Genomic DNA, 19,090 nt, shown 5'->3' with positions numbered 1-19,090 from the left:
TCGCCTGTTTTCGAGATTCAAGAGGAGAACCATGACCGCACCGCACGAGACGATGAGCTTCCAGGCGGAAGTGAAGCAACTGCTGCACCTGATGATCCACTCGCTGTACAGCAACAAGGAAATCTTCCTGCGCGAGCTGGTATCGAATGCTTCGGACGCCACTGACAAGCTGCGCTTCGAGGCGATCGCGAATCCTTCCCTGCTGGAAAACGACGCCGACCTGGCCATCCGCATCGAGGCCGACGCCACGGCGCGCACGCTGACGATCACCGACAACGGCATCGGCATGAGCCGCGACGAGGCCATCCGCAACCTCGGCACCATCGCCCGTTCGGGCACCAAGGAATTCTTCCAGCAGCTTTCCGGCGACCAGCAGAAGGACGCGGCGCTGATCGGCCAGTTCGGCGTCGGCTTCTACTCGGCCTTTATCGTCGCCGACAAGGTCACGGTGGAAACCCGCCGCGCCGGCGTGGGCGCCGAGGAAGCGGTACGCTGGGAAAGCACTGGCGACGGCGAGTTCAGCGTCGACGCGATCTCGCGCGTCGAGCGCGGCACCACCATCACGCTGCACCTGCGCGAGGGCGAAGACGATTTCCTGTCGGCCTGGCGCCTGAAGAGCATCATCCAGAAGTACTCAGACCACATCTCGCTGCCGATCCGCATGCCCAAGGAAGTGTGGGACGCGGAGTCGAGCACCTACAAGCGCACCGACGAGTGGGAAAGCGTCAACCAGGCCAGCGCGCTGTGGACCCGCAACAAGTCCGATATTTCCGACGAGCAGTACACCGCGTTCTACCAGCATATCGCGCATGACAACGAGGCGCCGCTGGCCTGGACCCACAACCGCGTCGAAGGCCGCAGCGAATACACGCAGCTGCTGTACATCCCGGCGCGCGCACCGTTCGACCTGTGGGACCGCAACCACAAGGCCGGCCTTAAGCTGTACGTCAAGCGCGTCTTCATCATGGACGACGCCGAGCAGCTGCTGCCGGGCTACCTGCGCTGGGTCAAGGGCGTGGTCGATTCCGCCGACCTGCCGCTGAACGTATCGCGCGAACTGCTGCAGGAAAGCCGCGACGTCAAGGCGATCCGCGAGGGCTGCACCAAGCGCGTGCTGTCGATGCTGGAAGCGCTGGCCGACAGCGAGGATGAAGCCGAACGCGCCAAGTACGACACCTTCTGGCAGCAGTTCGGCCAGGCGCTGAAGGAAGGCGCCGGCGAGGACCAGGCCAACCAGGAACGCGTGGCCAGGCTGCTGCGCTTTGCCTCGACGCACAACGACACCGCCGAGCAGAACGTGTCGCTCGCCGCCTATGTCGGCCGCATGAAGGAAGGGCAGGACAAGATCTACTACGTCACGGCCGATACCTGGTCCGCGGGCAAGAACAGCCCGCACCTGGAAGTGTTCCGCAAGAAGGGCATCGAAGTCCTGCTGCTGACCGACCGCGTCGACGAGTGGATGCTGTCGTTCCTGCGCGAATTCGACGGCAAGGAACTGGTGTCGGTGGCGCGCGGCGACCTCGACCTGGGCAAGCTTGCCGACGAAGCCGAGAAGGCCGAGCAGGAAAAGGCCGAAGCCGACTGGAAGGACGTGGTCGAGCGCGCCAAGGCAGTGCTGGAAGGCAAGGCCAAGGACGTGCGCGTGACGCTGCGCCTGACGGAATCGGCATCGTGCCTGGTGTCGGACGAGGGCGACATGAGCGGCTACCTGCAGCGCCTGCTGAAGCAGGCGGGGCAGAAGGCGCCGGACGCCCAGCCGATCCTGGAACTGAATCCGGAACATGCGCTGGTGAGGAAGCTGCGCGATTTGCCGGAAGGGGATGCGTTCAGCGACCGCCTGCAGGTGCTGTTCGACCAGGCGCTGCTGGCCGAAGGCGGCATGCTGGAAGACCCGGCCGCCTACGTGCAGCGCGTCAACAAGCTGCTGGCCTGACGGCCGGCGACTGACGCAGCGGCCCCGAAGCAGGTAGTCGGGGCCGCTGCGTTTCTGCCATGCCAGACACCATACCGTCCCAGACCGACCTGCACCAGGGCCTGCCGCCCGTCATCGACACCCACACCCGCGTGCTGGTGCTGGGCAGCTTCCCCGGCGCCGCCTCGCTGGCCGCGCGCCAGTACTACGCCCATCCCCGCAACCAGTTCTGGCCGCTGATGGCCGCACTGACCGGCGAACCGCTGCCGGCGCTGCCCTATGCCGAACGGCTGGGGCGGCTGCTGGCGCACCGCATCGGCGTCTGGGACGTGCTCGGCGCATGCATGCGCGAGGGCAGCCTCGACAGCAATATCCGCTATCCGCAGGCCAACGACTTCACGCGGCTGCGCCAGCTGGCGCCCGCGCTCGAGCGCGTTGGCTTCAATGGCGGCACTTCCGGCCGCTTCGCGCCGCAGTTTGCCGGGCAGGGCTATCAGACGGTGGTGCTGCCTTCGTCCAGCCCGGCGCACGCGGCGCGCAATTTCGAGCAGAAGCTGGCGCTGTGGCGCGCCTTGGTGGCGTAGTCCGGCTCCCTCATTTTTGGTGCATCGCGCGCGTGAGGTATCCCGTATTGACGTGGGTCATGGCGCCCTATACTGCAATCGAGTGACGAATCATTCGAAACCGGGGGTATCGGTCGCTCCTTGCCGTGCGCCTTGCGACTCACACTTTCGGCCGCAAGGCGATGACACATCGAAAGTGAGCGTAATAGGCGAGCGAGGAGGCAATCATGTTCAAGCATCTCCTGCTGGCGGTCGATGGCTCCGACCTGTCTGAATCGGCATTCCGCAAGGCGATCGTGCTGGCGCGGGAAACGGGGGCGCGGATCACCGCGGTGCGCGTCTGTCCGAACTACCATGTGCTGACCTACCAGGTCGAAATGCTGGAAGACACGCGCGAGACCTACGTGAAGCAGGCGTGGGAAGATGCCACCCGCTACCTGCGCGGCCTGGCCGACGAGGCCGGCGGCGCAGGCGTGAAGTGCGATACCACGTACGCCGTCAACGACCATCCCTACGAAGCCATCATCAATGCGGCCGAAGAAAAAGACTGCGACCTGATAGTGATGGCCTCGCACGGGCGACGCGGGGTTCAGGGGCTGCTGATCGGCAGCGAGACCCTGAAGGTGCTGACGCACAGCAAGATCCCGGTGCTGGTCTACCGGTAAGCTTGCGGCCCTGCCGTCAGCCGCCGGCTTGCGGGCCGGCGCGGGGATGTATTTTTGCCGCCCGTGGTCGCTTCTGGCATGCTGACGGCCTGTCTCAATGCCCGGCCACCGCGCCCGCAAGCCGCCATGCCACTTTCCGACTGGACCCATGAAGCCATCCGCAAGATCGAAGCGGATTTCAACCGCTCCGCGGATACCCACCTGATCCCGCTGGATCTGCCGGGCTATCCCGACATCCGCTTCTACTTCAAGGACGAATCCAGCCACCCGACCGGCAGCCTGAAGCACCGGCTGGCGCGCTCGCTGTTCCTGTACGCGCTGTGCAACGGCTGGCTGCATGAGGGCAGCACGGTGGTGGAAGCGTCCAGTGGCTCTACCGCGATCTCCGAGGCGTATTTCGCCAGGCTGCTGGGGCTGCCGTTCGTGGCGGTGATCCCGGCAGGCACCTCGCGCGCCAAGGTCGAGGCGATCGAGTTCTATGGCGGGCGCTGCCACCTGGTCGACAGCCCGTCGGAGATCTATGCCGCGTCGCACCGCATCGCGCAGGAAACCGGCGGCCATTTCATGGACCAGTTCACCTACGCCGAACGTGCCACCGACTGGCGCGCCAACAACAATATCGCCGAGTCCATCTTCAAGCAGATGGCCGAGGAGGAGCACCCGGTGCCGGCGTGGCTGGTATCGAGCGGCGGCACCGGGGGCACGATCGCGACGCTTGGCCGCTACGTTGCCTACCGCCGTTACAAGACGCGCGTGCTGTGCGCCGACCCGGAGAACTCGGTGTTCTTTGATTATTTCCGCAGCTCCCTGGCGGGCAAGCCGGAGCCGGACCTGGCCCTGCCGACCGGTTCGCGCATCGAGGGCATCGGCCGGCCGCGCGTGGAGCGTTCGTTCATCCCCAGCTGCATCGACGCCATGCTGAAGGTGCCCGATGCGCTGTCGTTCGCCGCCATGCGCTACCTGGCAAAGCGCTTCGGCCGCCGCGTCGGCGGCTCGACCGGCACCAACTTCGTCGGCGTGCTGTACCTGGCGCAGCAGATGCAAGCGGCAGGGCAGGCCGGGTCCATCGTCGCCCTGCTGTGCGATAGCGGCGACCGCTATGGCAATACCTACTACGACGAAGACTGGTATGCCGAGCAGCGCATTGCCATCGACGCCGCCGATGCGCTGGTGGCGCGCGCGGTGAAAGGCGAAGCGGTGCTCACGCCGCAGGCGGTGGCGGGGCTGCAGCCGGCCGGTGCGGGCATTCCGGGCTGAATGCATGAGTCGTGGGAATCGCGCCGCCGCCATTCTGTCAAAATGCCGGCGGCCAGTGCTTCGGCGCTGGCCATTGCTCCACCGGTGACCTCAAAGGGTGACCTCACAGGGTGACTTATCCATGCGTATCTTCGGCATCAGCCTCCATATCATCGTTGCGTTGTTTTTCGCCGTGCATGCGGTGCGCACGCACCAGAACATGTACTGGTTGCTGATTCTGTTTTTGTTCCCGGGGCTGGGCAGCGTGGTCTACTTCTTTGCGATCTTCCTGCCCGAGCTGCGCCAGTCGCGCGGCGCACGCGTGGCCACGCGCGCCATTTCGCAGCTGGTCGATCCCAACCGGGCGGTGCGCGAGGCCCGCGCCGACTTTGACCGTGCCCCGACCGTGGCGCACCGCATGCGCCTGGGCGCCGCACTGCTCGAAGCCGGCGAGCCGGCCGAGGCGCTGCAGCACTACCAGGCCGCGGCCAACGGCCCGTTCGCGTCCGATCCGGCGCTGCTGCAGGGGCTGGCCCAGGCGCAGTTCGCCAACGGCGACGCGTCCGCCGCGCTGGTGACGCTGGAGAAGCTGTTCGCCGCCAGCCCGCATGCGCGCCAGCAGCCCGACCCCGCCTTGCTGTATGCTCGCGCCCTGGCTGCCACCGGCGCGCCCGGCACGCGCGCCGCGTTCGAGCAGGCCCTGACCAGCGCCAGCGACGTCGCGCCGCGCTGCCTGTTCGCCGACTGGCTGGCAACGCAGCCCGACGCCGCCGACCGCGAACGCGCGCGCGAGCTGTATGCCGAAATCGTCCACGATGCCCGTCACTGGCCGCGCCATGCCCGCGAACACAACCGCGAGTGGCTGCAGCGCGCCCAGGCGGCGCTGGGCAAGTAAGGCGCCTGCCGGCCCGTGCATGGCCGCCGTGAAATTCTCGACACTATGACCCTACTGAAACGCAAATCGATTGAAGCCGTGGCCTCGCGCCGACCGGCACGTGGAAACCGCAACCGTGGCGAGGCGCCAGGCTCCGACACAGCACGCGAAGAAAAACGCATGACGCCGCGCTTTGCGCCGGTGACCTTCTCCGAACTGGATGGCGTGCGCTACCTCCATTTCGGCACGGAGTGGGTGCAGGGGGCGATGCGCCTGCGCAAGCCGGATGCGATCGAGCTGGAATACGCGCAGCAGATGATGGCGTGGCTGCTGTTCCTGTCGCCCTCGGTGGATGAGTTCCATGTGGTGCAGCTCGGCCTCGGGGCGGCGGCACTGACCAAGTTCTGCCATCGCCAGTTCAGCCGCGCGCGCGTGACCGCGGTCGAACTGAACCCGGCGGTGATCATTGCCGGGCGCAGCATGTTCGGCCTGCGCCAGGACGACGCGCGCCTGACCGTGCGCGAGCAGGACGCGTGGGACTACGTGATGGACGGCACCCACGCCGACGCCATCGACGTGCTGCAGGTAGACCTGTACGACGCCACCGCGCGCGGCCCGGTGCTCGACACCACCGCGTTCTACCGCGCCTGCCGCCGCACGCTGAAGGGGCCGGGCGTGATGACCATCAACCTGTTCGGCGACCACGACAGCTTCCCGAAGAATATCGAGCGCATCTGCGAAGCCTTCGATAACCGCGTGCTGGTGTTCCCGGAGGTGCATGACGGCAACATCATCGCGATGGCGTTCAACGGCCCCGAGATCGATGTGGCGTGGGAAGTGCTGGAAGCGCGTGCCGACGTGGTCGAAAGCACCACCGGACTGCCGGCGCGGGACTGGGTGCAGAAGCTGCGCGCGGCGAATGCGCGGCAGGAAGAACGGTTGAAGATCTAAGCGAAAACACGAAAAGGGGACGGCGGTGTGGGGTGCGCCCAAGCTGCCTGAACTCGCCCAAGCAAGGTGTTCTCCCTCTCCCCTCAGCGGAAGAGGGAGAAAACCGCGGGCTGATGACGAGCCGCCGCGCTTACTCCTTGTGGAAAAACTGCGCCAACGACCACTCGTCCGTCCGCGCCTCATACTTCAATCCCTTCTTCATCGCCCACATCGCCAGCTGGCTGTGCGACGGAATGATCGCGTGGTCGGCCAGCGCAAACTTTGCCGCCGTGCGCGCGTTCTCTTCGCGTGCCTTCTCGCTGGAAACGGTGGTCAGCGATTTCTCGATCAGCTGGTCCAGCTGCGCATTGCTGTACTTGCCCCAGTTCCACGTGCCATACCCCGTCTTGGGATTGGGTGTGCCCGTGATCGAGCGCAGCGCCACATCAGCTGCCGCCGAGCCCCAGCCCAGCATCTGGAAGGCAAACTCACCCTGCCGCGCGCGCGTGAAGTAGGCCGCCACCGGCATGGTCTCGACCTTGGTCTGGATGCCGATGCGCGTCAGCATGCTCGCGGTGGCCTGCGCCACCGCGGCGTCGTTCAGGTAGCGGTTGTTGGTGGCGTGCAGCGTCAGCCCGAAGCCGTCCGGGTAGCCAGCGGCGGCCAGCAGCTTCTTGGCGCCTTCCGGGTCATAGGCTTCGGGTTTGGTGCCCGGATGCCCGAAGATCTGCGGCGACACGATCGACGACGCCGGCACCGCCAGCCCTTCCATGATGCGGTTGACGATGGCGTCGCGGTTCAGTGACTTGCTGATCGCGGCACGCACGCGTGCATCCTTGAACGGGTTCTTGCCGAGCGGCTTGCCGGCCTTGTCGGTGACGAAGGGCGGGCTGTCGCGCGACTGGTCCATTTGCCAGAAGATGGTGCGCCACGACACCTGCTGCTCGACCTTGAACTTCGGGTTCTGCTTGAGCTTGGCCACGTCGGCCGATGGCACGCTTTCGATCACGTCGACGTCGCCGGCCAGCAGCGCGGCGCTGCGCGCGCCGTTGTCGGTGATGATCCGGAACACGGCACGGTCCCACTCCGGCTTGGGTCCCCAGTAGTCAGGATTGCGCTCCATCACGATTTCCTGCCCGCGCGCGAAGCGCACGAACTTGAATGGCCCGGTGCCGATCATGGCCTTGCCCGAATCGAAATCGGCCTGCGTCAGCGTGGCGGCGACCTTCTTCGGCATGATCGGCACGCTGTTCAGGTCGTTGGCCAGGTTGGCGTAGTTGGGCACGCTCATGGTCAGGCGCACCGTCAGCGGATCGGGCGTGTCGATGCGGGCGATCGGCTTGGTATAGCTCGTGAACGAGCCCGGGCTGTTGGTCAGCTTGTCCGGGCGCTCCAGCGAGGCCTTGACGTCTTCGCTGGTGAAGGGCGAGCCGTCATGCCACTTCACGTTGGGGCGCAGCTTGATTTCCCAGGTGATGGCATTGACCGGCTTCCACGACAGCGCCAGGCCGGGGATATAGCGGGCGTTCTTGTCCATGAACACTAGCGATTCGAAGACGTGCAGCGCGATCGCGTTGTTGGGGCCGGCGTTGTTCCAGTGCGGGTCCATCGAGGTGACGTCGGCGGCCAGCCCGATGCGCAGGTCCTCGGCATGGGCGGCGCCGGCCGGCAGCAGCGCCAAGGCGGTGAAAACAGCGCTGCCCAGCACCAGCGCGGCGGTGGCGTGGAGCAGATTGCGGGGAGCGGACTGGCGGGCAGGCGGGCGGGACGTAGCGGTTGTAGATGGCATGGGGCTGGCTCCTCATACGGGTCCGGCGCTTGCGGACGGGTTCTCAGGCGGTTTGTCCCGCATTGTGCCGCTAAAGTGGCATGGTTGCAGCGTCCTGTGCAAGCTGACGGGTTCGGCGCCGGTAGAATGGCGGCCATGTTTGCCAATTCCCGCACCATCGTTTCGGCGCAGTCCGATGTCCACGAGCATTTGGCCGCGCGCGTCGCGCGCCACCTGGCCGAGCCGTTCCGCAAGCCCATCGGCGAAGCCAGCCGCCGCGCGCTGGCCGTAGCGCTCGACAACTGGCAGCAGGCCGGCGGCGCGCCGCTGATCCTGGATGCCGGGTGCGGCGTGGGCGAAAGCACGTTGCGGCTGGCGACGTCGTTCCCGGATCACTACGTGATCGGTGTCGACCAGTCCGAAAAGCGCCTGGCGGCCGGCAAGGACTGGTGGGGCGAGGCAACGATGCCGGCCAATTTCTGCTGGGCGCGGGCCGACCTGGTCGATGTCTGGCGCATGCTGCAGGCCGACGCGGTGCCGGTGGCGCGCCACTACGTGCTGTACCCGAACCCGTGGCCAAAGATTGGCCACCTGGGACGGCGCTGGCAGGGCCATGCGGTGTTCCCGGCGCTGGCGGCGTGCGGCGAATACCTGGAATGCCGCAGTAACTGGCAGGTCTATATCGACGAGTTCGCGCAGGCGCTGGCGCTGGCAGGGCGTCCGGCGCAGGTGGTCGAGCCATGGCAGCCGGCGCAGGCGATGACGCCGTTCGAACGCAAGTACGCGGCTTCGGGGCATGGTCTGTGGCGCTGCGTCAGCGAGCGCAGCGCCTGAAAACAGCCGGCAACAAAAGCAAACGGCCCGCAATGCGGGCCGTTTGCTTGCCAGGACGCAGGATTTCAGTGGAATAGCGGCTGCTGCGTCGGCGCGTCTTCGGGCAGCTCTGCATGCACGATCTCGCCATTGCGGTCGGCATACAGCGGCGTGCCGCAATCCTCGCAGTACTCCGGATCGAACAGCGCCGCGTGGCGGAAGATGTCTTCCACGCCCGCATTGCGCAGTTCCTCGCAGATCTGCTCGAGCGGGTTGCCCTTCTCGTCGGCATCGACTTCGCCGGCTTCACGGCCGTAGACCGGCCAGACGATGCCGTAGATCACGTCCTTCTCGCCGCGCATGGTGAAGCCGACGCGGTATTCCTCGACCACTTCCTCGCCGAACGCGGCCACCACCGCGGCCAGCTGGCCGGCGGAGATATCCAGCGTGCCGGCCAGGTAGTTGACGGCGGCGCGCACCGTCAGCGGGCGGATGCTCTTGTCGGATTCGCGGCACGACAGGAAGAAGGCGTCGGGCAACAGCAACTCGAACTCGCAGCCCGGCAGCAGCAGCGCCACCGATGGCTGGACCTGGCTGCGCCATTGCTCCAGGCATACCGAGCGCTCGGCATGGTGCTCCTTGGCGTCCTCCTGCCAGCGGAACAGCGCCTGCTCGTGCGGGGCCACCACCACGGCCAGCAGGTAGCGGGGGTCGGCCAGGATCGGCGCGGTCTCGGGCAGGTCGCGCAGGTCGACCTTGGGCACCGAGCCGGCCAGCGCGGCCGCGGCCAGCTTGTGCGTCAGCGCAAACGTGTCGCTGTGCGTGCGCGGCAGCTGGTCGATGCTGTACAGGTACGGCGACAGCGCGACCTTGGTGGCGGAAGCCAGCACATGTGCCTGCAAGTGCACGGCCAGCGTCTGGGCCAGCTCCGGCTTGAGCGCGCCCGAGGGGATGGCGTAACGCGTGTGCGCCAGGATCGGCGCGGCGATCAGCAGCGCGTCGTAGCGCTGGCCATCGACCTCGATGGTGGCCGATTCGGCCAGCGTCTCGGCCTGCTCGGCCAGCACGTCGGAGGCGTCGGCGTTGTGCTTGAACAGGTGTTCCAACGCCGCGTCCAGCGCGGTCTGGCTACCGTTCTTCAGCAGGCGGCCCAGGCGCTGCGAGAGTCGCCGTTCCCAGTAGCCATCCTCCATGCGGCTGCCCGATGCGTCGAGGGCGAGCGCATCGGCCACCAACCGCTCGGCGTCGGGCGAAAGACGTGGGGAAGCCTTGGGGCGAAAACCTGCCATAGAATGAAACCGTCCGTTTATGCGTAAAACGGTATTCTACTCGCTGCGTTGACAAGGCGGCCGCGCGATACGTTGCGCCTTGTACTTGGCGAGGCTGAAGGATCGCTCTTATTTCTTTTCGCTGGCAGCCGGCACCGCCGGTGCGTGGGTCTCGACACCGTGCTGCTCGCCGGAAATCGACACGTCGCTGCCGCCCTTGGTCAGCAGGTAGAGGGCCGCGCCGGCAATGACGACGAATGCGATGATGATCTTTGCCATGTTGTCTCCTGTATCTGTCTGAGGCGGGGTGGCCCCGCCTCCGGGTCATTGCGACCGCTGTTCTTTGGGACACAGTGTGGCAGCACTGCCTTGCGTGGAACTTACACGGGCACCAGACGGCGCAGGGGCGCGAGGTGATCCCGAGGCCGCACCATGCTCACAATGACAAACGCCGCCTGCCCGGCCCCGCGTCACGGGGCCGGGCAGGCGGCGTTGGCTTTCGCGGATCGCGGATCGCGGTCCGCGGGGCGTCAGGCGGCTGCCAGCAGCTGACGCAGCACGAACGGCAGGATGCCGCCGTGGTTGTAGTAATCGACCTCGATCGGCGTGTCGATGCGCAGCAACACCGGCACGCGCTGCACGTCGCCGTTGGCGCGCTTGATCACCAGCACCAGGTCCTGCTGTGGCTTGAGGTCGCCCTCGATGCCTTCGATGTCGAAGGTCTCGTTGCCGGTGATGCCCAGCGTCTGTGCGCTGTCGTTGCCCTTGAACTGCAGCGGCAGCACGCCCATGCCAACCAGGTTGGAGCGGTGGATCCGCTCGAAGCTGCGCGCCACCACGGCCTTCACGCCCAGCAGCTGCGTGCCCTTGGCGGCCCAGTCCCGTGACGAGCCGGTGCCGTACTCCTCGCCGCCGAACACCACCGTGGGCGTGCCCTCGGCGACGTACTTCATGGCCGCGTCGTAGATCGACATCTGCTCGCCGGTGGGCTGGTGGATGGTAATGCCGCCTTCCACGCGTGCGCCGTCCGGCTTGGGCGGGATCATCAGGTTCTTGATGCGCACGTTGGCGAAGGTGCCGCGCATCATCACCTCATGGTTACCGCGGCGCGAACCGTAGCTGTTGAAGTCGGCCTTGAGCACGCCATGCTCCTGCAGGTACTTGCCCGCGGGCGAGGTGTCCTTGATCGAGCCGGCCGGCGAGATATGGTCGGTGGTCACCGAATCGCCGAAGATACCCAGAGCGCGCGCGCCGCGCACGCTGGCCGTGGCGCCCGACGGCTCCAGGCTGAAGTCCTGGAAGAAGGGCGGCTCGGCGATGTAGGTTGACCTGGGCCAGTCGTAGACCTGGCCCTTGGTGCCCTGGATCGCGCCCCACAGCTTGCTCGGCTTCTTGACCTGCTCGTAGTTGCCCTTGAAGGTCTTGGCGTCCATCGCGAACTTCATCAGCGCATGGATTTCTTCCGAAGTCGGCCAGATGTCGCCCAGCCAGATGTCGCGGCCGCCCTTGCCCTTGCCGACCGGCTCGGTCATGAGGTCGCGCGTGACATTGCCGGCGATGGCGTACGCCACCACCAGCGGCGGCGAAGCCAGGAAGTTGGCGCGGATGTTCGGGTGGATGCGCGCCTCGAAGTTACGGTTGCCGGACAGCACGGCGGCCGCCACCAGGTCGTTCTGGATGATCGCCTCGTTCAGCTCGGGCGTCAGGTCGCCGGCATTGCCGATACAGGTGGTGCAGCCGTAGGCGGTCACGCCGAAGCCCAGCTTTTCCAGGTACGGCAGCAGGCCCGCGGCCTTCAGGTATTCGGTCACCACACGGCTGCCCGGCGCCAGCGAGGTCTTGATGTGCGGCGCCACTTCCAGCCCGGCCTCGACCGCCTTTTTGGCCAGCAGGCCGGCAGCCAGCAGCACGCTGGGGTTGGAGGTGTTGGTGCACGAGGTGATGGCGGCGATCAGCACGTCGCCGTTCTTCACTTCGATGCCGTTGCTGGTGCTGTAGGGCTGGTCCAGCTCGGCCGGATCCTTGTTGAAGCCGTTCTCGGCCACCGGCTTGCTGAACAGCGACGCGAAGGTGCTCTTGACGTTGCCGATCTCGATGCGGTCCTGCGGGCGCTTCGGCCCTGCCAGCGACGGCGCCACCGTGGACAGGTCCAGCTTCAGCGTCTTGCTGAAGTCGATGTCGCCTGCCTGGGGGATGCCAAACATCTGCTGGGCGCGGAAGTAGCCTTCGAACGCGTCGATTTCCTCGTCGGTGCGGCCGGTGCCGCGGAAGTAGTCGATGGTCTTGCCGTCGACCGGGAAGAAGCCCATGGTGGCGCCGTATTCCGGCGCCATGTTGCCAATGGTGGCGCGGTCCGGCACCGACAGGCTGGCCGTGCCTTCGCCGAAGAACTCGACGAACTTGCCGACCACCTTCTCCTTGCGCAGCATCTCGGTGATGGTCAGCACCAGGTCGGTGGCGGTGACGCCTTCGCGCAGGCGGCCGGTCAGCTCCACGCCGACCACGTCCGGCGTCAGGAAGTACACCGGCTGGCCTAGCATGCCGGCCTCGGCCTCGATGCCGCCGACGCCCCAGCCGACCACGCCGATGCCGTTGATCATGGTGGTGTGCGAGTCGGTGCCGACCAGCGTGTCAGGGTAGTAGACCCCATCCTTCTTGTGCACGCCGCGAGCCAGGTATTCCAGGTTGACCTGGTGGACGATGCCGAAACCCGGCTGCACCACGCCAAAGGTGTCGAACGCCTGCATGCCCCACTTCATGAACTGGTAGCGCTCGTTGTTGCGCTTGAATTCCAGTTGCATGTTCAGGTCCAGCGCCTTCTTATCGCGGAAATGGTCGACCTGCACCGAGTGGTCGACCACCAGGTCGACCGGCACCAGCGGCTCGATCTTCTTGGGATCCTGGCCCATCTTCTCGGCCACGTTGCGCATCGCGGCCAGGTCGGCCAGCAGCGGCACGCCGGTGAAGTCCTGCAGCACCACGCGGGCCACGACGAACGGGATCTCGTCGACACGCTCGGCAATCGGCTTCCAGCCGGCAAGCTGCTTGACGTGTTCTTCGGTAACCTTCTTGCCGTCGCAGTTGCGCAGCACCGCTTCCAGCACGACGCGGATCGATACCGGCAGGCGCCCGAGGTCCAGGTCCAGTTCTTGCGCCAGTTGTGGCAGGGAATAGAACTGGCCCTTGCCGGAAGCGCCGATCTTGAATTCTTTTAGCGTGTTCTTGAGGTTATGGGGCATTGCCGTACTCCGATCGAAGAATGATGCGATGGCATTTGGCTCGGACCTCTGAAACTGGAATCAGACCCCGGTGCGCTGCCGCGGCATGTGACCGCGGTCCGAGGTCGGCAGCGCACTGCAACTGCATACTCTAACCGCCGCGCGGCTTTGCCGCCACCCGGTCTCGATCGGCCAGGTCGCTTGCCCTGTCGGCGCGACAGCGGCTTCCCGCGGGGATTGCCCCCGCCGGCAAGGCAGGCAGGGCACCCGGCGGCCGCCATGCAGGCGGCCGCGAGTGCCCTGCACGGATTTACTGCTTGGGTGCCGCGGACTGCTGGGCGGCGTCAGGCTGCTGCGGCTGGATCGTCGGGCCGCCCGGGGGCGTGACCAGCAGCGGGGCGGTAACCGGGGCGCGCAGGCCGCCGGCCTGGGTCGGTGCGGCGGCGCCGGCCTGCATGGCGGCGCTCTGGCAGTCGTCGGCCAGGCGCTGGCCCAGGTTCTTGTTGAACAGCATGGCCTTGCTCGGGATCACCACCAGGTCCAGGCCGGTGCGGGCGTCGTAGTAGCGGTCGGCGCCGGTCACGGTGGACTGGCGCGGCAGCTTGTAGTCGCGGCCTTGCCAGTGGACGGTCAGCACTTCGTCGCGCAGCATGTCGCCCGAGATATAGATGCTGTTGCCCAGCTCGCACTGCCACTTTTCACCGGTCGGGGTGGCAGCGGCGGCGGCGCCTGCGCCGGCAGCGGCGCCGGCTGCGGCCTTCTTCTTGGTCGAGGACTTCTTCGTGGTGGTCTTCTTGGCCGGTTCCTGCGCCATCACGGCGGTCGCGGTGGTCAGGCTGAAGGCGCCAATGCAGGCTGCGAGTACAAGATGTTTCATTTTGTGAGTGCCTTTCGGATTCTGAAATCTGGTCTGTTTGTCGTTCGCCGCCGTCACATCAGGCGGCGCCTGGAATGGAAGTCCGCCGCTATTCTCTACGATTTGCCTGAGCCGGCGAAGTGCGCTGGCCTTTGGTTACATAATCCGGGTGTCCGGTTAGTCCGGGTTCACTTACGCTTGCCGATCGGCGCGAATTTGAGGTTTTCGGGGCCCACGTAGTTGGCGCTGGGGCGGATGATCTTGTTATCGATGCGTTGCTCGACGATGTGCGCGGCCCAGCCGGAGGTACGCGCGATCACGAACAGCGGCGTGAACATCGCGGTCGGCACGCCCATCATGTGGTAGCTCACCGCGCTGAACCAGTCCAGGTTCGGGAACATCTTCTTGATGTCCCACATCACGGTTTCCAGGCGCTCGGCGATGGCGAACATCTTCATCGAGCGAGCATCCTTCGACAGCTTCCTCGCCACTTCCTTGATCACCTGGTTGCGCGGGTCGCCGGTGGTGTACACCGGGTGGCCAAAGCCGATCACGACTTCCTTGTTCTCGACGCGCCGGGTGATGTCGGCCTGGGCCTCGTCCGCGTTGTCATAGCGCTTCTGGATCTCGAAGGCCATTTCATTGGCGCCGCCATGCTTGGGGCCGCGCAGGGCGCCAATCGCGCCGCAGATCGACGAGTACATGTCCGAGCCCGTGCCGGCAACCACCCGTGCGGTGAAGGTCGACGCGTTGAACTCGTGCTCGGCGTACAGGATCAGCGAGGTGTGCATGGCACGCTCCCACAGCGCCGAGGGCTTCTCGCCGTGCAGCAGGTGCAGGAAGTGGGCGCCGATCGAGTCGTCGTCGGTCTCCACCTCGATGCGGCGGCCATTGTGGCTGTAGTGGTACCAGTACAGCAGCATCGAACCCAGGCTGGCCATCAGCCGATCGGCGATATCGCGCGCGCCCGGGGTGTTGTGGTCTTCCTTCTCCGGCAGCACGGTGCCCAGCACCGACACGCCGGTGCGCATCACGTCCATCGGATGCGCGCTGGCCGGAACCCATTCCAGCGCCAGCTTGACGTTGGCGGGCAGGCCGCGCAGGGCCTTCAGCCTGGCCTTGTAGGCGGCCAGTTCGGATTTGGTCGGCAGCTTGCCGTGCACCAGCAGGTGGGCGATTTCCTCGAACTCGCAGGTTTCGGCGATATCGAGAATGTCATAGCCGCGGTAGTGCAGGTCGTTGCCGGTACGGCCGACGGTGCACAGCGCGGTATTGCCGGCGGCAACACCGGACAGGGCGACGGATTTCTTGGCTTTCGGCGCCGTGGGCTCGGTCGTGGCGGCGGATGCAGCGGTCTTCGAAGCGGACATCCGGGTCTCCTTCGGTCGCGTCCGTATTTTGTTGTTCTGGCGGTGTCAGGCGAAGAACAGCGCTTCCACATTGTCCGGCAGCGGGGTGCCGGTGGCCTGGGCGCGCTGCAGCAGCGACCAGTAATAGCGGTAGCTGGCGCGGTCGTGCAGTTGGCCGTCGTGGCGGATCGGCGCCCAGTTGTTTTCGTGGGCGGCCAGCAGGATCTGGCTGGCTGCGCCGATTTCTTCCGCGCCCGGCCGGAAGGCGGCGACGATCGGCGCGATCTGGCCCGGGTGGATGCTCCACTTGCGCAGGTAGCCAAATTCGGCGCGCGCGCGCAGTGCGTCGTCGCCCGCCCGCCGCGGTGCCTGCACATCGGTGCTGACGTTGTGCGACGGCACCTTGCCGTGGCGATGGCAGGCCGCGGAGATTTCCAGCATGGCGCGACGGATCAGCGGATGCTCGAACTGCTGCGGCGAGCGCATGGCATCGCCGGGGATCGCACCGTGGTGCGCCGAGACGAAGTCCATCAGGCCGAAGCTAAGGCACTCCACCTGTACCAGCGCGGCGATATCGAAGGCTTGCTCGAGCGCGGCATGTGTCTCGATCAGCACATGGATAGGGATATGGCGGGCGATGCCGGCATTGCGCGCCACCTGGTTGACATGGTCGGTCACACGCGCGACCTCGACCACGTCGGTCACCTTGGGCACCACCACGTAGGCCAGCCGCGCGCCGGCGGCGCGCACCAGGATGTCGACATCCTGGCGCCAGTTCGGGTGGGCGGGATCGTGGATGCGCACGCCGACGCGGTTGTGCGCGTTCAGCGGGCTGTTGACCAGTTGCGCGCACAGTTCGGCGTGCTCGCGCTCCTCGCCGACGGCGGCGCCATCCTCGCAATCGAAGGTGATGTCGAAGACGGGACCAAGCTCTTGCTGCAGGGCAAGCGACTTGCGCATCAGCTTTTCGCTGCCCGCGTAGTGGTCACACACCGGCAACTGGACCGGGATGGCTTCGCCCTGGAACAAGACCTCGGATGGATGCACGGGAATTCAGGTGGTTATGGTTGCTCGGGGAGGGCACATCATAGCGCCCCAATACGAAAAAACCGGGGTTCCGCGCCGATTTTTTGAATCGTTGCGGAACCCCGGTCCTTTTCCTGGAACGCGCTGAAGATCAGCCCAGCAGGTGCTGCACGCCGGCCTTCTCTTCTTCCAGTTCCTTCAGGGTGATGTTGATCTTTTCCTGGCTGTAGGCGTCGATCTCCAGACCCTTGACGATTTCGTACTTGCCGTTGGCGGTGGTCACCGGGTAGCCGAACATGGTGTCGGCGGGGATGCCGTACTCACCGTTCGACGGGATGCCCATGGTGACGACCTTGCCGTTGCTGCCCAGGACCCAGTCATGCACGTGGTCGATGGCGGCGTTGGCGGCCGAGGCAGCCGACGACAGGCCACGCGCTTCGATGATGGCGGCGCCGCGCTTGCCGACGGTCGGCAGGAACACGTCGTTGTTCCACACCTGGTCGTTGATCAGGTCCTTGACGCTCTGGCCGTCGACGGTCGCGTAACGGTAGTCGGCGTACATGGTCGGGCTATGGTTGCCCCACACGAACATCTTCTCGATCGACGACACCGGCTTGCCGGTCTTGGCCGCGATCTGCGACAGGGCACGGTTGTGGTCCAGGCGCAGCATGGCGGTGAAGTTCTCGCGCGGCAGGTTCGGTGCCGACTTCATGGCGATGTAGGCGTTGGTGTTGGCCGGGTTGCCGACCACCAGCACCTTGACATTGCGGCTGGCGACTTCGTCCAGCGCCTTGCCCTGCACCGTGAAGATCTGGGCGTTGGCTTCGAGCAGGTCCTTGCGCTCCATGCCCTTGCTACGCGGACGGGCGCCAACCAGCAGGGCCACGTCGGCATCCTTGAAGGCAACCTTGGGGTCATCGGTGATGACCACGCCAGCCAGCAGCGGGAATGCGCAGTCTTCCAGTTCCATCACCACGCCCTTGACGGCGGCCTGGGCTTGCGGGAGATCGAGCAGTTGGAGGATGACCGGCTGGTCTTTGCCCAGCATGTCGCCGTTGGCGATGCGGAACAGCAGGGAATAGCCGATCTGGCCAGCGGCGCCGGTCACTGCGACGCGCATTGGGGCTTTAGCCATGAGTAAATCTCCAAACGATAGAAGGGGGTAGCCGGTCGGCGGCACACCGTCGCCAACTCAAGGCGGCGTGCACGCCGGGTGCTGGTTGTCGCCACAGCGGGGAGCGGCCGTCCGCCGGCACCAGGTGGCGGGGGCCACGGGGCGGAACCGGTGAGGGAGAGCCACAACGGGTCATGGTGATACAACGAAGCGTAAGTCTACTGCGAAGCGAGCCGCCATTTCCAGACTGATTTACAGTCCGGGCCGCGGGGGAGGGTGCCGGCAAAGGCATCCGCCGGCGGCACGAGCGCGGCATTCACGGCATTCGCGGGCGTGGACCAGCGCGAGTGTAGGCCCGGCCTCACTGGCTGTCAATTCATATGTCTTATATAAGACATAAGACAATTAACGTCAGGCTGGCGCCCGCCGCCCTTTTGTGGTGAAATCCCCGCTATGTCCTCCCTGTCTACGTCCCTCTCCGGCGCTGCCGCCCCTGGCGCGCAGGACTCTGGCGCGGCCACCCCTGGCGCCGGGACGCAGCCGTCTTCGTCGCCCTCGTTGCCCCCGTCCACCCCGTCGGCATCCCCCGCACCGCAGGCCGTCGCCCAGCCAGGCCCGCAGGCCTCCCCGTCGCCCACCTTCAGCCCGCTGTACCAGCAGATCAAGGCGCTCATCATGCGCAGCCTGCAGTCCGGCGAGTGGAAGCCAGGCGAGATGATCCCCAGCGAAATGGAGCTGGCGGCACGGTACAAGGTGAGCCAGGGCACGGTGCGCAAGGCCATCGACGAACTCGCCGCAGAGAACCTCGTGGCGCGCCGGCAGGGCAAGGGCACCTTCGTGACCACGCACCATGAGGACGTGGTCAAGTTCCGTTTCCTGCGCCTCGTCCCCGACGAAGGCGAGCCCCATTACGGCGCCAGCCACGTGCTGGAGTGCAAGCGCCTGCGCGCGCCCGCCGAGATCGCGCGGCTGCTCGATATCCGCACCGGCGACAGCGTGGTCCAGATCCGCCGCGTGCTGAATTTCTCCGGCGAGTCGACCGTGCTCGACGAGATCTGGCTGCTCGGCGCCAACTTCAAGGGCCTCACCGCGGAAAAGCTGACCGAGTGGAAGGGGCCCATGTATGCATTGTTCGAGGCCGAGTTCGGTACGCGCATGATCCGCGCCTCGGAAAAGATCCGTGCCGTGGCCGCCGACGAGACGGCGGCCGAGCTGCTGTCCGTGCCGCTGGGCTCGCCGCTGCTGTCGGTCGAGCGCGTTTCCTATACCTACGGCGATCGCCCTGTAGAGGTGCGCCGCGGGTTGTATGTGACGACCAGGCATTACTACCAGAACGACCTGAGCTGAGTTACTGCGCCGGTGTCCTCCCGCATCGGTGTGGATTATTGCGGCTTTCGTGATGGTGGCGTTGGCTGTTGCGCGGCGCAGGTGGATGTTGCGTGGCAATTGCCGTGTTTTGTGTGCAGTGTGCGATTGTCGGGCGGCGCGTGTTGGTGCG

At 66.0% G+C, this 19,090-nt stretch carries 16 protein-coding genes; 8 read left to right on the top strand and 8 right to left on the bottom strand.

What is annotated here, in order from left to right:
- The first annotated feature begins 31 nt into the window (after nt 1-31).
- From htpG to LPA45_RS12190, 6 genes are all read left to right on the top strand, one after another.
- The gene (gene htpG / locus LPA45_RS12215) at nt 32-1,933 is read left to right on the top strand and encodes a molecular chaperone HtpG (RefSeq protein ID WP_116323718.1); all 1,902 of its coding nucleotides are present in this window, start codon (nt 32-34) and stop codon (nt 1,931-1,933) included.
- Nucleotides 1,934-1,992: 59 nt separating this feature from the next.
- Nucleotides 1,993-2,496, top strand: a complete 504-nt coding sequence (locus LPA45_RS12210) for a DNA-deoxyinosine glycosylase (protein WP_116323719.1) — start codon at nt 1,993-1,995, stop codon at nt 2,494-2,496.
- 206 nt (nt 2,497-2,702) lie between these two features.
- Complete coding sequence (locus LPA45_RS12205; RefSeq protein WP_116323720.1) at nt 2,703-3,140, top strand: universal stress protein; 438 nt, start codon at nt 2,703-2,705, stop codon at nt 3,138-3,140.
- Between the two features lie 126 nt (nt 3,141-3,266).
- The gene (locus LPA45_RS12200) at nt 3,267-4,397 is read left to right on the top strand and encodes a PLP-dependent cysteine synthase family protein (RefSeq protein WP_317924504.1); all 1,131 of its coding nucleotides are present in this window, start codon (nt 3,267-3,269) and stop codon (nt 4,395-4,397) included.
- 121 nt (nt 4,398-4,518) lie between these two features.
- Nucleotides 4,519-5,271 carry a tetratricopeptide repeat protein gene (locus LPA45_RS12195; RefSeq protein ID WP_116323722.1) on the top strand — a complete coding sequence of 251 codons (753 nt, stop codon included), beginning with the start codon at nt 4,519-4,521 and terminating at the stop codon, nt 5,269-5,271.
- 45 nt (nt 5,272-5,316) lie between these two features.
- Complete coding sequence (locus LPA45_RS12190; RefSeq protein WP_317924506.1) at nt 5,317-6,201, top strand: spermidine synthase; 885 nt, start codon at nt 5,317-5,319, stop codon at nt 6,199-6,201.
- A 130-nt stretch (nt 6,202-6,331) separates the two neighbouring features.
- On the opposite strand, the gene LPA45_RS12185 is transcribed toward LPA45_RS12190, so the two are convergent.
- Nucleotides 6,332-7,969 carry an ABC transporter substrate-binding protein gene (locus LPA45_RS12185; protein WP_116323724.1) on the bottom strand — a complete coding sequence of 546 codons (1,638 nt, stop codon included), beginning with the start codon at nt 7,967-7,969 and terminating at the stop codon, nt 6,332-6,334.
- A gap of 126 nt (nt 7,970-8,095) precedes the next feature.
- Here LPA45_RS12185 and LPA45_RS12180 point away from each other — a divergent pair, with 126 nt between their 5' ends.
- A complete protein-coding gene (locus tag LPA45_RS12180; protein WP_317924508.1) occupies nt 8,096-8,782 on the top strand; it encodes a methyltransferase domain-containing protein in 687 nt (228 codons plus the stop codon).
- 65 nt (nt 8,783-8,847) lie between these two features.
- On the opposite strand, the gene LPA45_RS12175 is transcribed toward LPA45_RS12180, so the two are convergent.
- The 7 genes from LPA45_RS12175 to LPA45_RS12145 all read right to left on the bottom strand — a co-directional run bounded on the left by LPA45_RS12175 (nt 8,848) and on the right by LPA45_RS12145 (nt 17,613).
- On the bottom strand, nt 8,848-10,050 hold the full coding sequence (locus tag LPA45_RS12175) for a DUF2863 family protein (RefSeq protein WP_063242056.1): 1,203 nt from the start codon (nt 10,048-10,050) through the stop codon (nt 8,848-8,850).
- Between the two features lie 108 nt (nt 10,051-10,158).
- Nucleotides 10,159-10,308, bottom strand: coding sequence for a hypothetical protein (locus LPA45_RS12170; protein ID WP_199414746.1), 150 nt, complete (start codon nt 10,306-10,308; stop codon nt 10,159-10,161).
- A 251-nt stretch (nt 10,309-10,559) separates the two neighbouring features.
- Nucleotides 10,560-13,268 (bottom strand): aconitate hydratase AcnA, encoded by a 2,709-nt coding sequence (gene acnA / locus LPA45_RS12165; RefSeq protein WP_317925887.1) that lies wholly within the window; start codon nt 13,266-13,268, stop codon nt 10,560-10,562.
- Nucleotides 13,269-13,557: 289 nt separating this feature from the next.
- Nucleotides 13,558-14,124 (bottom strand): hypothetical protein, encoded by a 567-nt coding sequence (locus tag LPA45_RS12160; RefSeq protein ID WP_116323727.1) that lies wholly within the window; start codon nt 14,122-14,124, stop codon nt 13,558-13,560.
- Nucleotides 14,125-14,291: 167 nt separating this feature from the next.
- A complete protein-coding gene (gene prpC / locus LPA45_RS12155) occupies nt 14,292-15,473 on the bottom strand; it encodes a 2-methylcitrate synthase (protein WP_317925891.1) in 1,182 nt (393 codons plus the stop codon).
- Nucleotides 15,474-15,518: 45 nt separating this feature from the next.
- Nucleotides 15,519-16,499, bottom strand: a complete 981-nt coding sequence (locus LPA45_RS12150) for an aldolase/citrate lyase family protein (RefSeq protein WP_317925893.1) — start codon at nt 16,497-16,499, stop codon at nt 15,519-15,521.
- Nucleotides 16,500-16,629: 130 nt separating this feature from the next.
- Nucleotides 16,630-17,613 (bottom strand): malate dehydrogenase, encoded by a 984-nt coding sequence (locus LPA45_RS12145; RefSeq protein ID WP_116323730.1) that lies wholly within the window; start codon nt 17,611-17,613, stop codon nt 16,630-16,632.
- A gap of 432 nt (nt 17,614-18,045) precedes the next feature.
- On the opposite strand from LPA45_RS12145, the gene LPA45_RS12140 reads away from it, so the two are divergent.
- A complete protein-coding gene (locus LPA45_RS12140; RefSeq protein WP_116323731.1) occupies nt 18,046-18,939 on the top strand; it encodes a GntR family transcriptional regulator in 894 nt (297 codons plus the stop codon).
- Nucleotides 18,940-19,090: the final 151 nt, after the last annotated feature.

Origin of the sequence: Cupriavidus sp. Agwp_2, from assembly GCF_040784895.1 — a bacterium.
In the GTDB taxonomy this organism is placed as follows: Bacteria; Pseudomonadota; Gammaproteobacteria; order Burkholderiales; family Burkholderiaceae; genus Cupriavidus.
The sequence above is the reverse complement of the archived record's forward strand: the minus strand, read 5'-3'. Positions and strand labels throughout refer to the sequence as shown.